The following is a 15,210-nucleotide window of genomic DNA, read 5'->3' as shown; positions in this document are numbered from 1 at the left end:
GCGTCGGTTTCAATGGTCGGCGTGGCTGTGGACGCGGACGTTCTGATCGACTGGTTCGACACGCACGGGCGAGACCTGCCGTGGCGGGAGCCGGAGTGCTCCGCGTGGGGCGTGCTGGTGAGCGAGATCATGCTGCAGCAGACGCCGGTGGCGCGCGTGCAGCCGATCTGGCTCGAGTGGATGGCGCGCTGGCCCGTGCCCTCGGCGCTGGCCGCGGAGACCACCGGCGAGGTCGTGCGCGCGTGGGGCAAGCTCGGTTACCCGCGCCGCGCCCTGCGGCTTCACGCGGCGGCCACGGTGATCGCGGCCGAACACGGCGACGTCGTGCCGTCCGATGTGGACACCCTGCTCGCGCTGCCCGGCATCGGCGCGTACACCGCGCGGGCCGTGGCCGCTTTCGCCTACGGCAAGCGGGCGCCGGTCGTCGACACGAACGTGCGCCGCGTGGTCGCGCGGGCCGTGCACGGCGTCGGCGACGCGGGCCCGGCGTCGAACACTCGCGACATGGCCGACGTCGAGGCGCTGCTGCCGGCCGAAGACGCACCGGCGGCCAAGCTGTCGGCGGCGTTGATGGAGCTGGGCGCGCTGATCTGCACCGCACGGGCACCGCGCTGCGCCGACTGCCCGGTCTACGACACCTGCACCTGGCAGCACAACGGCCGCCCCGAATACGCGGGGCCGGCCAAGCCCGTGCAGAAGTTCGCGGGCACCGACCGGCAGGTGCGCGGCCTGCTGCTCGACGTGCTGCGCGGCAGCGAGGGGCCGGTGGAGAAGGCGCGGCTCGACATCGTGTGGCACGAGGCCGGGCAGCGGGACCGCTGCCTCGACTCGTTGCTGGTCGACGGTCTGCTGGAGCAGACGGACAGCGGGCTGTTCGCGCTGCCGGGTGAACACTGACGGACTGGTTATCACGGGGTACGACGAAAGTCGGCAAAAAGTTGTCATGATCTCCGTGGCGGGTTAGCTTTCCCCCGACGCTGTTCCGGCGCTGTTTCCGGCGGAGGAGATTTCGCATGGGGGAAGCCACTCGTCGTGCCGTGCTCAGGGGCGGGCTCACGGTGACCGCGGCGGGCGCGTTCGGCCTGGTCGCGGCGCGAACGGCCACAGCGGTGACGGCGGTGACCGCGCCGCAGATCCACTCGACGTCGGAGTGGAACGCGCGGCCCGCGACGGGCGCGATCGTGGTGGAAAACCACAAGCCGACGTACATCGTGGTGCACCACACCGTCGACCCGGGCAACAACACCGACTACTCGCTGGCCCACGCGTTGCAGATCTCGCGCGACATCCAGAACTTCCACATGGACACCCGCGGCTGGATCGACACGGGCCAGCAGTTCACGAACAGCCGCGGCGGCTACGTGACGGAAGGCCGCCACCGCAGCCTGGAGATCCTGCGCGGCGGCACGCAGCACGTGCAGGGCGCGAACGTCGGCAACCACAACAGCGAATGCCTCGGGATCGAGAACGAAGGCCTGTACAGCACGGTCGACGTGCCGGTGGCGTTGTGGAATTCGCTGGTCTCGCTGGTCGCCTACATCGCCGACCAGTACGGGATTTCGCCGAGTTTCATCAAGGGCCACCGGGATTTCAATTCCACGGAGTGCTGTGGGCAGGTGCTGTACGACCGGCTTCCGGAGCTGCGGACGGCCGTTTCGCGGGTGCTCGGCGTCGCGGCTTCGCGGGCGGAGGTGCCGGAGTGGCCGCTGCTGAAGCCGGGCGACGTGGGGCCTCGGGTGCTTACGGCGCAACGGTTCTTGCGTGCCGCTGGCTACGGAGTGCCGACCGATGGCGTGTTCGGACAGTCCACAACGGACGCTGTAGCTGCTCTGGCGTCTTCCCATGGGCTGTCCCGCGACAGCTGCACGGCGGCGCGGGCGGCGGACGAGTCGGGGTTCCTCGGCTCGGACGTGTGGCCGCTCATCGTGCCGTCAGGGAAGTCCGCCGCGGCGTGGCGGGTCGAGCTCGCCCACTGACCCCGGCGGGTCACGCGAGCCGGCGAGGGCGGTCCGCGTGACCCGCCGGTTTGCTCAGAGACCGGCGAGGAACGCTTCGACAGCGCCGCGGTAGATCTCGGGCGCCTCGGCGTGGGGCAGGTGCGCCGAGCCGGGGACGACGAGGTGTTTCGCGCCGGAAACGCGTGCGGCGACCTGCGCTTGCTGACCTTCGGGCATGGCCGTGCATTCGCCTTCGACGATCAGCAGGGGGCATCGGATGGCGTCCACAAAGGACCAGTAGTCGCGGCGGCCCCATTCGGCGGCGATCTCGTAGAGGTCCTCCAGATTCGCGATCAGGTGGTAGCCGTCTTCGCGTTCTTCGACGCATTCGGTGAAGTAGTCGCCCGCGGTGCCGAAGAACTCGCGGACGTGGGCGAGTGATTCGAACGGCGCCGGCCAGCTGTCGAAGTAGCCGCGCCAGGTCTCGACGGTGCGGCCGCGCTGGTCGGGCGCGAAGTCCTCGCTGACGACTGCGCGGACCAGCTCCGGGTGCTTGGCCGCCGTCGCCCAGGCGTGGAGGCCGCCCATGGAGTGGCCGATCAGCACCGACGGGCCGAGCTCGCCGAGCACCTCGGCGATGTCCTCGGTGAACTGCTCGGTGGTCCACGGGCCGGTGTGCCGCGCGCGGCCGTGACCGCGGGCGTCGAGGGCGTGGACGGAGCCGTAGCGCTTCAGCCACTGGGCGACCGGCCACCACGTGCGGGCCCGGCCCATCAAGCCGTGCAGCAGGAGCACCGACACGCCCGTGGTGTCGTCGCCGCCGAAGTGGATCAGCCCAGGTCGCATGGAGTCTCCCGCCGTTTCGCCGGGTAGCCAACCACACCAACAGGCACAGTGTGGCGAAGCCACTCCATTGAGGGTGGTGGTGGGGAGGAAGGTTGGAATTAGGGTGAACCGATGCGCAGCCCCCGAACGGCCGTCTTCGCCCTCGCCGGTGTGCTCGCGCTGTCCGCGTGCAGTGCCGACAATCCGGACACACCACCGATGCATCCCTCGGCAGGGGCGAGCGGCGCGGGCGATCCGTATTACCCCGAAGACGGTAACGGCGGTTACGACGCGCTCGACTACCACGTCGACGTCGGCTACGACCCCGCGAGCGGCCACCTCGACGGCGACACGACCGTGACCGCTAGGGCCACGCAGGACCTCAACCGGTTCAACCTCGACCTGCGGGGGCTCGACGTCGCGTCGGTCGAGGTCGACGGGAAACCGGCGAAATTCAGCCGGGAAAAGGGCTTCGAGCTGGTGATCACGCCGCCCCAGCCGTTGCGAGCGGGCTCGACGTATCGCACGCGCGTGCGGTACTCCGGCGATCCGTCGAAGACCGAGCACGACGGCGGCAGCGAGACCGGCTGGAGCCGCTCGGCCGACGGCGGCGCGTTCATGGTGGGCGAGCCGCATTCGGCGGCGTTCTGGTACCCGGTGAACGAAACCCCGCGCGACAAGGCGACGTTCAGCGTGACCGCGCACGTGCCGGACGGCTGGACGGTGATCGCAGGCGGCCGTGAGCAGAGCAGTTCTTCGGCCGGCGGGAAGACCACCACCACGTGGACCGAGCCGAACCCCGTCGCCAGCTACCTCACGACGATCGCGATCGACAAGTTCACGGTGAAGCGCTCTTCGCTGCCCGACGGCACGCCCGTCGTGTCGGCGTACGCGCCGGGCGCCGAGCCGCTCGAGGCCAGCGGCGACCGGCTGCCGGACATCCTGGCGTTCCTGAGCAGCAAGTTCGGCCCGTACCCGCAGAGCGCCGCCGGCGGCATCTACCTAGCGGAGGACATCCACTTCTCGCTGGAGACGCAGACGCGCCCGACGTACGCGAAGTGGGCCGACCTCCTCACCCTCGTGCACGAGAACGCCCACCAGTGGTTCGGCGACTCCGTGTCGCTCGACTCGTGGTCAGACGTCTGCCTCAACGAGTGCTTCGCGTCGTACGCGCAGTGGCTCTGGTCCGAGCGCGAGGGCCAGAACCTCGACGACCGCTACCGCGCGGCCCTCGAGATCACCCACGCCAGCACCGACTTCTGGAACCGCAAACTCGTCGACCCCGGCCCCGGCCACGAGTTCGAAGCCGTGTACGACAAAGGCATCCTCGCCCTGCACGCCCTGCGCCGCCGGATGGGCGACGGCCCGTTCTCCACCCTGCTGCACGACTGGCCCGCCGAGCACCGCCACGCCAACGCCACCTGGGCCGACTTCACGAAACTGGTGAACCACCTGGCCGGCCAGGACCTGACCCCCTTCCTGGACGACTGGTTCCGCACGGCGAAACTCCCGTCGGACGCCGACCTCTACCCGGGCACGCTCCGTCCCTGAGCCGAGGCGCCCAGGAGTGACCTGGTCAGCGCGTTGCGCGCGTCCGTCATCTCCGCCAGGGCGCCGCCCAGCTCGGCGTCGCCGACCACGACTTCGGCGTCGGGATCGGCAGCGAGGCTGCGCAGCGTCGCGCGGCGGAGGAGTTCCTTCACGAAGGACGCCGTGACGCCTTCGGTTGCGTCGACGATCGGGGCCAGGTCGGCCGTCACCTTCAGGCCGCGGGAGTACAGCTCCAGCAGCGCGGCGCGGCCGGCGGCGTCGGGCAGCGGGATCTCGACGGCGAGGTCCACGCGGCCCGGCCGGTCGGCCAGCGCTTTCTCCAGGTCACCGGCGCGATTGGTGGTGAGGAGGAAGGTGACGTCGGCGTCTCCGCCGACGCCGTCCATGGCGTCGAGCAGGCTGAACAGCAGTGGCGTGCCGCCGCGGGAGTGGTCGCGGTCCTCGGCGATGAGGTCGACGTCCTCCAGCACGACGACGCTGGGCTGCAGCCGGCGCGCGAGCGTGGCGGCCTTCGAGACGAAACGCATCGCCGAGCCGGTGAGGATGACGACCGTGCTGCCGGGCAGCCGTCCCATCAGGTAGCGGACGGTGTGGGTCTTGCCGGTACCGGGCGGGCCGTGCAGCAGCACTCCGCGCTTGAGGTGCTGGCCGGCCGCCAGCAGGCGTTCGCCGTGTTCCGCGATGCCGAGCGTGTGGCGTTCGACCGCGTCGAGCACGCCTTCGGGCAGCACCACCTCTTCCGGACCGATCGCGGGCCGAGGCAGGAAGGTGAGCAGCTCATTGCCGCGGTGCTCGCTCACGCCGAACGCCAGCACGTGGCCGCGCAACACGTCGTGCTCCGCGATCAGCTGCTCGATGCGGTCGCGCGTGGCCGTCGCCGCGGCGCGCTCCCCGGCGATCACCTCCAGGCGGCAGTACATCTGCCCGTACTGCTGGTTCGTCCCCCGCACGCCGACGATCACCGGCGTCCCGTCCGGCGCGACCGTCCCCACCAGCCCCAGCTGCACGACCTCCGCCGCCGCGTCGGGCCCGATCGTCGCGGTCGTGTAGTCGACGGCCCCCAGCTCGTACAGCTGGTGGTTGCGCGCGGCGAACAGCATTCCCACCAGGTCCTCGTGACCGCGCTGCCCGCCGGCGATCCCGAACCAGTCCGTCCGCACCCCGCGCTCGGCCAGGTACGCGTCGACACCCGCCTGGATGTTGGCGTGCTCCCAGTCCTCGTAGTTGCGCGTCACCACCAGCGCCTGCGTCAGCGCCACCCCGAGATGCCCGGTGACGCGGTCGATCAGCTCGTTGGCCTGCCGCGAGCCGACCGCGTCGGCCGTGGCTTTGATGATGCGCTGCAGGTCGCGTGCGAGTGCTTCGTGATCTTCCCCCATGCACTCCAGAGTGGCACGAATCGCCCGGTCAGGCCACCGATGTCAGATACCGCGAGTAGTCCGCCAGGTCAAAGCCCCGGTGCGATAGCCACAACTATTTGACAGTTGCTACCACTTTCTCCCGCGGCAGACGGAAGTAGGCTGGAGCCATGGCAGTGGTGAAGATCAACGCGATCGAGGTCCCCGAAGGCGCCGGCCCCGAGCTGGAGAAGCGGTTCGCCGCGCGGCTGCACGCCGTCGACAGCCAGGCCGGGTTCCTCGGCTTCGAGCTCCTCCGCCCGGTTTCCGGCGAGACACGCTACTTCGTCTACACGAAGTGGGAGTCGGAGGAGCACTACCAGGCGTGGGCGGCCGGACCCGCGCGCGAGGCCCACGCGGGCGAGCGCGCGAAGCCGGTGTCGTCGGGTGCGAGCCTGCTCGAGTTCGAGGTCGTCCAGGCTTCGAAGCCGGGTGAGTGACGACCTCGCCCGCGCGGCCGAACTGATCCACGGTGCCGGCGCGCTGCTCGTGTGCGCCGGCGCCGGGATGGGCGTCGACTCCGGCCTGCCCGATTTCCGCGGCGACGAAGGCTTCTGGCGCGCGTATCCGCCGTACGCCGGGCTCGGCCTCAGCTTCGAGGAGCTGGCCGACCCACGCCACTTCGCCGACGACCCCGATCTGGCCTGGGGTTTCTACGGCCACCGGCTCGAGCTGTACCGGAAGACGGTGCCGCACCGGGGTTTCGAACTGCTGCGGGAATGGGGCGAGAAGAAGCCGGGCGGCGTCCGCGTGTTCACCTCCAATGTGGACGGCCAGTTCCAGGTCGCGGGCTTCGCGCACGTCGCCGAGGCCCACGGGTCCATCCACTACCTGCAGTGCCTCGACGGCTGCACGGACGACATCTGGCCGGCCGGCGACGTCCACGTCGACCTCGACGAAACGACCATGCGCGCCCGCCCGCCGTTGCCGAGCTGCCCACGCTGCGGCGGCCTCGCCCGGCCCAACATCCTGATGTTCGGCGACTTCGAGTGGGTCCCGACGCGCAGCCAGGCCCAGCTCGACGAGCTCACCGCGTGGCGCCGCCGACAGCGCGACCTCACCGTGGTCGAGCTCGGCGCGGGCCAGGCCGTGCCCACCGTCCGCCGCTACGCCGAGCTGGCCAGCGCCGCGACGGGCGCGCTCGTACGCATCAACCCACGCGAGCCGCAGATCCGCCACGGCCGCGGCGTGTCCATCGCGGCCGGCGCGGTGGAGACGTTGGTCAAGCTCGCCTGAGGTGCAGCAACGGGAACGGGCGGCCCTCGGAGTCCATCTCCGAGCGGCCGGCGATCACGAACCCGTGGTGCAGGTAAAACCCGACCGCCTGCGGATTCTGCTCGTTGACGTCGACGGTCAGCGCCGGGAACTCGGCGAACGCCTTGCGTACCAGCGCGGAACCGATTCCGGCCCCACGGTGGCCGGCGTGCACGAAGAGCATTTCGAGGCTGGCGTCAGAGACACCGGAGAACCCCGCGGCGGCACCGTCCACAGTGGCTACCGTGATCTCGGCTCCGGGGAAGTAGCCGGGCACGCGCTCGGCGAAGAACTCGACGTCCGCCGGCGTCAGGAAATCGTGCGTGGCCTCGACCGCGCTGCGCCAGATCGCCAGCAGCTCCGGGTATTCGGCCGGACCCGAGACCGGACGCAGCGAGATCGTCACGGCAACCGCACCTCCGCATACACCGCGCGGTGGTCGGTCCCGGGCACGTCGAACACCCGGTAGTCCTCGACGGCCGCGCGCTTGTCCACCAGCACGTGGTCCAGCGTAACGAGCGGCGTGGCATCAGCGGGCCACGTGGGCTGCAGGCCGTCGCCGCGTTCGTCGGCGGCGTCGTGGTAGCCGCGCGACAGCACGGTGGCCAAGGCGGCGTGGTCGAGGGTCGCGTTGAAGTCGCCGGCCAGGATCCGCAGGCCGTGCTCGCCGGCCGCGCGCGAAAGGTCCTTCGTCTCGCGTTCCCACTGATCCACGTCGGTGTCGGGCGACTCCGGGTGCACCGCGACGAGCTCCACCACCGTGCCGCCGCCGAGGTCGGCTTCCGCACTGGGCTGCTTCGCGGTGGAGTCCCCCGTGTAGTTCTCCTCGGTGAGCGGGTAGCGCGACACGATGCCCGAGCCGTCCGCGCCCGGCGCCGCGTGCAGCACCCGGTAGGGCAGCAGGCCGAACAGCCCCGCCTTGTCCAAAGCGGACACTTCGGCCGCCGTCATCTCCACGAGGTTCAGCACGTCGACCCGGTTGTCGCGCACCAGCTTCACGACCGCGGCGGCGTCGGCCCGGCCCAGGTACAGGTTCGCCGACATCACGCGCAGCGACTTCCCGGCCACGGCCGGTTGCTCGTCGGCCATCACGCGCGGCGCCACGAATACGCCCAGCAGGATCGCCAGCGCCAGCGCGATTCCGCCGGTCCACCACCGGCGCAGCACCAGCGAAACCCCACCCAGCAGCGCTCCGTACACGACCGCGTACGGAGTGAGCGCGAGCAGCACGAGCGTGTACCAGCCGCCGTCGTACCCGATCGTGCGCAGGGCCGCGATCGCCAGCAGGGGCACGCCGAACAGCAGCAAAACGCCCGTGACCAGCCGGTTTCGCGGCCGCGCCCGCACCTGGTCGTTGATCACCATGGGCCGAGTATGCCGACTCCGGCCGGGCCGGCGCGCCCCGGACACCGCACCTCCACAACACCTCCCCAACTCCTGACAGCGCAGGACAGGTCCGCGACCGGCGCTGTCAGCGTGCTGTGCGCGCCCTGACAGGCCGCCCGTCCACTGTGTTGCTCGGAGGGCGACAGCAGGAGGAGGACCACATGTCGTTTGCGATCAAGGCCGAGGGCCTGGTCAAGCAGTTCGGGGAGACGAAGGCGCTGGACGGGGTGGACCTGGAGGTCCCGTTCGGCAAGGTGGTGGGGGTGCTCGGGCCCAACGGCGCGGGCAAGACCACGGCGGTGCGCATCCTGGCCACGCTCATCAAGCCCGACGCCGGGCACGCCACGGTCGGGGGTTTCGACGTGGTGCGGGACCCGGTGCGGGTGCGCTCGCTGATCGGGCTCACGGGCCAGTACGCGTCGGTCGACGAGGACCTCAACGGCATCGAGAACCTGGTGCTGATCGGCCGGCTGCTCGACCTGTCGCGCGCCGACGCGAAGGCCCGCGCGAAGGAGCTGCTGGAGCGCTTCGAGCTGTCCGACGCCGCCAAGCGCCCGATCCGCACCTACTCCGGCGGCATGCGCCGGCGGATCGACCTCGCCGCGAGCCTCGTCGGGCGGCCCGAGGTGCTCTACCTCGACGAGCCCACCACCGGGCTCGACCCGCACGCCCGCAACGAGGTGTGGGCCGTGGTCCGCGGCCTCGTCGCCGACGGCGCGACGGTGCTGCTCACCACGCAGTACCTGGAGGAAGCCGACCAGCTCGCCGACAAGATCACCGTGTTCGACCACGGCCACGTGGTCGCCGACGGCCGCGCCGACGAGCTCAAGCGCCGCGTCGGCGGCCAGACGCTGCAGGTGCGCCCGACGTCGCTCGCCGACCTCGACGCCGTCGCCCGCATCCTGGGCGAGCTCACCGGTGTCCGGCCGACGCGTGACAACGACACGGGCCTGCTCACCGCACCGGTTTCCGACCCGGTGCTGCTGTCCACGCTCGTGCGCAAGCTCGACGAGGCCGGCATCACCTCCGACGAGCTCGCGCTGCGGCTGCCGAGCCTCGACGAGGTGTTCCTGGCCCTGACCGGCCGTTCCGCCGAACCGTCCACTCCGGACGCCCAGCTCGAAGGGAGCCTCGCGTGACCACGCTCGCGCTCGACCCGCCCCGCCGCGTCAGCCCGGTGAAAGGCACGCAGCACGCGCTTTCCCTGGCCTGGCGCGGAATCCTGAAGATCCGCAAGAACCCGGAGCAGCTGGCCGATGTGACGCTGATGCCGATCATCTTCCTGCTGATGTTCACCTACCTGTTCGGCAACGCGCTGGGCGGGTCCATTTCGAACTACCTGCAGAGCCTCGTGCCCGGCCTGGTCGTGATGAACATCCTGCAGGCCAGCCTGACCGTGGGCGTGCAGCTGAACACCGACGTCACCAAGGGCGTGTTCGACCGGTTCCGCAGCATGCCGATCGCGCGGTCGGCGCCGTTGGTCGGCGCGGTGCTGGCGGACCTCGTGCGCTACGTCGTGTGCCTGGCCGTGCTGATGGTCGTCGCGATGGTGATGGGCTACCGCATCGAGACGGGGCCGATGCAGTTCCTGGCCGCGATCCTGCTGGTGCTGGCGTTCGGGCTGTGTTTCTGCTGGGGCTCGGTGTTCGTCGGGATGCTGATGAAGTCGCCGGGTGCCGCGCAGGGCCTGATGTTCGTGTTCATCATGCCGCTCACCTTCGGCAGCAACGTGTTCGTGTCCACCGCGACGATGCCGGGGTGGCTGCGGTCCCGGGCGGACATCAGTCCCGTGAGCCTGATGGCCAACGCGTTGCGGGGCTTGATGAACGGCGGCGCGGTCGCCGGGCCGCTCGGCGGGGCGCTGGCGTGGATGGTCGGGGCCGTGGTGGTGTTCTTCCCGCTCGCGACCTGGGCCTACCGCCGCCGGGTCTGACCCCGGCTGTCCAAAACAGGACCACAACAGAAAATGGGGGCACTCGGCCCCCTTCACCGCGGGGGTGGTGGAGGGACCGAGCTCGTCAGCCGCCGATTTCCTCGGTGAGCCAGGCGATTCCGTCGGCCCGGTCCAGCGCCCGGGTGGCCGCCACGAGCTTCACGTACCGGTCCGCGCCCAGGCGTTCCCGCAGCCGGTCGATCAGCCCGAGCACCTCCGGGTTGCCGAGGTCGAACTCGCCGCGGATCAAGGCGCTCAGCGCCAGCACGCGCGCCGCCGTCTCGAGCCGGCCCTGCGCGTAGCGGATCTCCGCGACTACCTCGGCGATCTGGGCCAGATCGGGCATGTCCATCCGCCGGCTGACCGACCGGACGGCAGCCACCGCGTGCGGCAGAGCCTCGTCCGGTTTTCCATCCGCCAACGCGATCCTGGCGTGGACCATGCCGAACCACTCGTCCTCGAAGCTGCCGGGGAACGGCCAGTCGTCCCGTCCGCGCAGGATCGTCTCGCCGACGGTGCGGGCCTCCTCCAGCCGACCCTCGCGGATGAGCAGTTCGAGCCGGCCGAACATGAGGATCAGGCTCAGCTCTCGCTTGCCACTGTTCTCCGCGTACCGCTCGGCCGCCGTCAGCTCCCGCCAGGCGCCTTCGCTGTCACCACCGCGCGACCGCTCCACGGCAAGGCGCCACCACTGCTGGACGACGTCGTCCTGCGAACGCAGCTCCAGGGCCAGCCGCAGTCCTTCGGTGTACGCCGCGATCGCCCCGGCGTGGTCACCGCGCTGCGACAGGCTCATGGCGCGGAAGCTGAACGTCATCGCCAGGCCCCAGCGGTCGCCGATCGCGAGGAATCCGGCATGGGCCTCCTCGCGGGCTCGGGTCGACTCGTCCAGGTCGCCCTCGTCGGCGAGCACGAAGCTCTCGGCCCAGTGCGCCGCGGCCCGGCTCCAGGGGTCCCCGACGCCGATCGCGCGCTTGATTTCGCGCCGGGCCAGTTCGCGGTGGCCGCTGAGGAAGGCCACCATCGGCAGTGCGAGCGAGAGCCACGGGTTGCCGTTCGTGGCGCCGGTGCGCACGCACTCCTCGATCAGGTCGGGAGCGTCCGCCATCGCCTGTGGCCCGGTCATGATGTGCATCATCATTTGGCTCAGCCGCAGGGCCGCCGCGACGTCGGGTGCCAGGCGGTCGCCGAAGGCCAGCACGTCGCCCATGAACCGCTCGGCGCGTTCGCCCTGGCCCAGGATCGACAGGTACCAGAACATGCCGTAGAGCAGGCGGCTGGAGGAATCGACGTCCTCCGACTCGATGGCGGAGCGCAGGGCGACGGTGAGGTTGTCGTTCTCGTTCTCGAAGACCTCGATCGCGGTGAGCTGATCGCGGGTGCGCAGCAGCGGCTCGGTGCGTTCGACGAGGTCGACGAAGTAGCGCACCATGCCGGCGCGCAGCCGCTCGCTCTCCCCCGACGCGGTGAGCCGTTCGCTGGCGTACACCCGCAGCGTCTCCAGCATGCGGTAGCGCTCGCCGACGGTGTCCACAATGGATTTCTCGACGAGGGAACCCAGCACGTACACCACGTCTTCGGCGAGCAGAAGATCGTCGTCCGCGCAGACGGCGGTCACGGCGTCCTCGTCGAACGTCGCGGCGAACACGGCCAGCCGCCGCGCCAGGGCGAGCTCCGAGTCGATGAGCAGGTCCCAGCTCCACTCGACGACGGCGCGCAGCGTGCGTTGCCGCGGCAGGGCCGTGCGGCTGCCGGAGGTGAGCAGGCGGAAGCGGTCGCCGAGGCGTTCGGCGATGCTCGTGACGGGCATCGACCGCAGGCGCGCCGCGGCCAGTTCCAGAGCCAGCGGCATGCCGTCGAGCCGGCGGCAGATCTGCGTGACGGCGTCCACTGTGGACTCGTCGAGCCTGAAGTCCGGGCGCACGGCGATGGCGCGGTCGAGGAACAGGCGCGCGGAGTCGAGCGCACCCACCTCACCCGGCGGCGTGGACTCCGCCGGCACGGGCAACGGCCCGAGCAGGCACAGCGCCTCGCCGGTGATGGCGAGCGGTTCGCGGCTGGTGGCCAGGATGCGCAGCGCCGGCACGCGGCGCAGCAGGTCGTCGGCCAGCTGCGCGGCGACGTCGATCACGTGCTCGCAGTTGTCCAGCACCAGCAGGGTTTCGCTGCCGCTCAGGGCCTCGGCGGCGTGCTCGAACAGGTCGATCGGCTTGCGCAGCACGTCGGTGTCGGTGGCGCGCACGTCGCGGATCTCCAACACGGTGAGCAGCGCGCCCAGCACGTCGTCGGCGTCGCGGACGCCGGCGAGCGGCACGAACCACACGCGCCCGGGCCCGTGCGCGGGGTGGCGCGCCGCGGCCTCGGTCGCCAGGCGCGTCTTGCCCGCACCACCCGGGCCGACGAGTGTGACGAGCCGGGAGCCGTCGAGCAGTTCGGACAGCTTCTTCAGCTCGTCGCCGCGGCCGACGAAGCTCGTGAGGCGCACCGGCAGCCGGTCGGTGACCGGCGCGGCGGGCGCGAGCTCACCGCGCAGAGCCTGCAGGTGGATCTCCTGCAGCTCGGCCGACGGGTCCACACCCAGCTCGTCGGCCAGCGTCGCGCGGATCGTGGTGTACGCGGCGAGCGCGTCGGCTTGGCGGCCGGCCGAGCACAGCGCGCGGATGCGCAGGCCGGCGAGCCGCTCGCGCAACGGGTGGGCCTCGGCGGCCGCGGTGAGGTCGGCGAGCACGTCGGCGTGGCGGCCCAGGCGCAGCTCCGCATCGAAGCGGTCCTCGGCGGCCTCCGTGCGCAGCTCCTCCAGCCGCGTCGCGGGCGCCGCGGCGAACGGCGCGTCGAGCACGTCGGCCAGCGCGGCGCCGTGCCAGAGGTCCAGAGCAGTTCGCAGCAGCTCAGCCGCACGCGAGTCGCGACCCGCCGAAAGCTCCCGGCGGCCCTCCGCGGCGAGCCGCTCGAACCGGTGCGCATCGACGGCGTCCGCGGGCAGCGCGAGCCGGTAGCCACCGGCGCCGGACTCCAGGTCGGCCCCGGCCGGTCGCAGCGCGCGGCGCAGGCGCGAGACGAGCGACTGCAGCGCGTTGGCGGCGTCGGCCGGCGGCTCGGTGCCCCACAGGCCGTCGATGAGCACCTCGGCCGGCACCGGGCGGCCGGCGTCGAGCGCGAGCCGCGCCAAGAGCATGCGAAGGCGCGCACCGCCGATGTCCACCGGGGTGCCGTCCTCGCAGGCCGCCCGCAGCGGACCCAGGAGCGCCACGCGCATGCCACCAGCTTTCCAGACGGATGCTGAGGACGGGTCCGAACGGCCGCCGGGGAACCGACGTAAGTGTGGACTTTCAGGACAAAACACCATGACAAGGCGTCAACGGCCCTTCGCGGCGATACGTTGCAAACGGTTTCCCGAGCAGCAGACAGGAGCGTTCATGAGACTGCAGCACCGCTGGCGTCGCCCGGCAGTGACGGTCGTCGCCACGCTGGCCGCGCTGAGCCTGGGCGGCGGCATCGCGTCCGCGGGACAGGACGGGTACGGCTGGGGCACCCCGGGTGCCGACGGAGCCGGCGACAGCTACTACCCGCAGGACGGCAACGGCGGCTACGACGTCGCCGACTACAACCTCGCCGTGACCTACGCGCCGGACAGCCACCAGCTCACCGGCGTGCAGACGATCAGCGCGCGAGCCACCCAGACGTTGAGCTCGTTCAACCTCGACCTCAACGGCCTCACCGTCGACTCGGTGAAAGTCAACGGCCTGAAGGCCAAGTTCACCCGCAGCGGCGACCACGAGCTCACCATCACGCCGCTGATCCCGCTGCTGCGCGGCCTGCCGTTCCGCACCGTGATCAGCTACCACGGCGTGCCCGCCCCGATCAGCGACCCGTCGCTGGGCAACAACGGCTGGCAGTACGCCACGGACGGCGGCGCGTTCGCCGCGGGCGAGCCGAAGTCGGCCAGCACCTGGTACCCGGTGAACGACACCCCGCTCGACAAGGCGACGTTCCACCTGGCCATCACCGTCCCCGACGAGTGGGGCGTGATCGCGAACGGCCGTGAGCTGGGCACGCACAAAACGGCGAAGGGCACCACGCACGTGTGGGCCGAGACCACGCCCGCCGTGCCGTACATGACCACGGTCGCCATCGACAAGTGGACGTTCGACAAGCGCAAGCGCAAGGACGGCACGCCGATCGTCAGCGCGTTCGCGCCCGGCACACCCGACTCCACGAAGCAGGCCGACGCGCGGCTGCCGGAGATCCTCGACTTCCTGGAGTCGAAGTTCGGCAAGTACCCTGTGGACGCCGCCGGCGGCATCTACCTGGCCGAGCCCATCGGGTTCTCGCTCGAAACCATGAGCCGGCCGATCTACTCGGGCCGCGCGGGCAACGTCGGCACGATCGTGCACGAGAACGCCCACCAGTGGTACGGCGACACCGTGGCCGTGGACCACTGGAAGGACGTCTGCCTCAACGAGTGCTTCGCCTCGTACGCCGAATGGTTGTGGGACGAAGCCAAGAACGGCGTCAACCTCGACGACCAGTACCGCCAGGAAGTCGCGAGCGAGTCCGACCGGTTCTGGAACGGAAAGCTCTACGACATGGGCGCGGGCAACGAGTTCACCTACGTGTACTCCAAGGGCCCGGTCGCACTGCACGCCCTGAGCAAGTACATGGGCGAGGCCGCGTTCGACAAGGTGCTCAAGACGTGGAACTCGCTGCACCGCAACGGCAACGCGAGCATGCAGGAGTTCCAGAAGTACTGCGAGTCCGTGGCGCACAAGGATCTGCAGGGCTTCTTCGACGCGTGGATCTACGGCTCGGGCAAGCCATCCGACCAGTACCTCTACCCGGGTGATCTGAAGCCGGTCGCTTGATCTGTACCGTTTCGTGAAGGCAGTGTGATCTCGTCGGCTCCGCCGACGCGCGCGAGATCGCGCCG

13 protein-coding genes are annotated in these 15,210 nt (G+C 70.7%); 8 read left to right on the top strand and 5 right to left on the bottom strand.

The window, feature by feature from the left end; all coding sequences use genetic code 11:
* Positions 1-21 precede the first annotated feature (21 nt).
* Positions 22-897: an HhH-GPD family protein gene (locus QRX50_RS11610; RefSeq protein WP_285971951.1), complete on the top strand. Its 876-nt coding sequence runs from the start codon at positions 22-24 to the stop codon at positions 895-897.
* A 116-nt stretch (positions 898-1,013) separates the two neighbouring features.
* On the top strand, positions 1,014-1,976 hold the full coding sequence (locus QRX50_RS11605; protein ID WP_285971950.1) for a peptidoglycan recognition protein family protein: 963 nt from the start codon (positions 1,014-1,016) through the stop codon (positions 1,974-1,976).
* A 54-nt stretch (positions 1,977-2,030) separates the two neighbouring features.
* Here the strand turns inward: QRX50_RS11605 and QRX50_RS11600 are convergent, their stop codons facing one another.
* A complete protein-coding gene (locus tag QRX50_RS11600) occupies positions 2,031-2,783 on the bottom strand; it encodes an alpha/beta fold hydrolase (RefSeq protein ID WP_285971949.1) in 753 nt (250 codons plus the stop codon).
* Positions 2,784-2,894: 111 nt separating this feature from the next.
* On the opposite strand from QRX50_RS11600, the gene QRX50_RS11595 reads away from it, so the two are divergent.
* Positions 2,895-4,313, top strand: coding sequence for a M1 family metallopeptidase (locus QRX50_RS11595; protein WP_285971948.1), 1,419 nt, complete (start codon positions 2,895-2,897; stop codon positions 4,311-4,313).
* Here QRX50_RS11595 and QRX50_RS11590 read toward each other — a convergent pair.
* The gene (locus tag QRX50_RS11590) at positions 4,289-5,692 is read right to left on the bottom strand and encodes an AAA family ATPase (RefSeq protein ID WP_285971947.1); all 1,404 of its coding nucleotides are present in this window, start codon (positions 5,690-5,692) and stop codon (positions 4,289-4,291) included. The two genes, QRX50_RS11595 and QRX50_RS11590, sit on opposite strands and share 25 nt — an antisense overlap.
* Positions 5,693-5,841: 149 nt before the next feature.
* Here QRX50_RS11590 and QRX50_RS11585 point away from each other — a divergent pair, with 149 nt between their 5' ends.
* Positions 5,842-6,150 (top strand): antibiotic biosynthesis monooxygenase family protein, encoded by a 309-nt coding sequence (locus tag QRX50_RS11585; protein WP_220244783.1) that lies wholly within the window; start codon positions 5,842-5,844, stop codon positions 6,148-6,150.
* Positions 6,143-6,946 carry an SIR2 family NAD-dependent protein deacylase gene (locus QRX50_RS11580; RefSeq protein ID WP_285971946.1) on the top strand — a complete coding sequence of 268 codons (804 nt, stop codon included), beginning with the start codon at positions 6,143-6,145 and terminating at the stop codon, positions 6,944-6,946. Before QRX50_RS11585 ends, QRX50_RS11580 begins: the two co-directional genes overlap by 8 nt.
* Here the strand turns inward: QRX50_RS11580 and QRX50_RS11575 are convergent.
* Together QRX50_RS11575 and QRX50_RS11570 are read right to left on the bottom strand one after the other, a co-directional pair.
* Positions 6,933-7,370 carry an acetyltransferase gene (locus QRX50_RS11575; RefSeq protein ID WP_285971945.1) on the bottom strand — a complete coding sequence of 146 codons (438 nt, stop codon included), beginning with the start codon at positions 7,368-7,370 and terminating at the stop codon, positions 6,933-6,935. The genes QRX50_RS11580 and QRX50_RS11575 overlap by 14 nt on opposite strands.
* Positions 7,367-8,329, bottom strand: coding sequence for an endonuclease/exonuclease/phosphatase family protein (locus QRX50_RS11570; protein ID WP_353074117.1), 963 nt, complete (start codon positions 8,327-8,329; stop codon positions 7,367-7,369). Before QRX50_RS11570 ends, QRX50_RS11575 begins: the two co-directional genes overlap by 4 nt.
* A gap of 182 nt (positions 8,330-8,511) precedes the next feature.
* On the opposite strand from QRX50_RS11570, the gene QRX50_RS11565 reads away from it, so the two are divergent.
* Both QRX50_RS11565 and QRX50_RS11560 read left to right on the top strand, forming a co-directional pair.
* Positions 8,512-9,489, top strand: a complete 978-nt coding sequence (locus QRX50_RS11565) for an ATP-binding cassette domain-containing protein (RefSeq protein WP_285971944.1) — start codon at positions 8,512-8,514, stop codon at positions 9,487-9,489.
* Positions 9,486-10,283: an ABC transporter permease gene (locus QRX50_RS11560; RefSeq protein WP_285971943.1), complete on the top strand. Its 798-nt coding sequence runs from the start codon at positions 9,486-9,488 to the stop codon at positions 10,281-10,283. The genes QRX50_RS11565 and QRX50_RS11560 overlap by 4 nt, the downstream gene beginning before the upstream one ends.
* 85 nt (positions 10,284-10,368) lie before the next feature.
* On the opposite strand, the gene QRX50_RS11555 is transcribed toward QRX50_RS11560, so the two are convergent.
* A complete protein-coding gene (locus QRX50_RS11555) occupies positions 10,369-13,539 on the bottom strand; it encodes an AfsR/SARP family transcriptional regulator (RefSeq protein WP_285971942.1) in 3,171 nt (1,056 codons plus the stop codon).
* Positions 13,540-13,699: 160 nt separating this feature from the next.
* Here QRX50_RS11555 and QRX50_RS11550 point away from each other — a divergent pair, with 160 nt between their 5' ends.
* Positions 13,700-15,145, top strand: coding sequence for a M1 family metallopeptidase (locus tag QRX50_RS11550; protein ID WP_285971941.1), 1,446 nt, complete (start codon positions 13,700-13,702; stop codon positions 15,143-15,145).
* The last annotated feature ends 65 nt before the right edge of the window (positions 15,146-15,210 follow it).

This window comes from Amycolatopsis sp. 2-15 (assembly GCF_030285625.1).
GTDB lineage: Bacteria > Actinomycetota > Actinomycetes > Mycobacteriales > Pseudonocardiaceae > Amycolatopsis > Amycolatopsis carbonis.
Note: the sequence above shows the minus strand (reverse complement) of the source record. Positions and strands in the feature narration are given on the sequence as shown.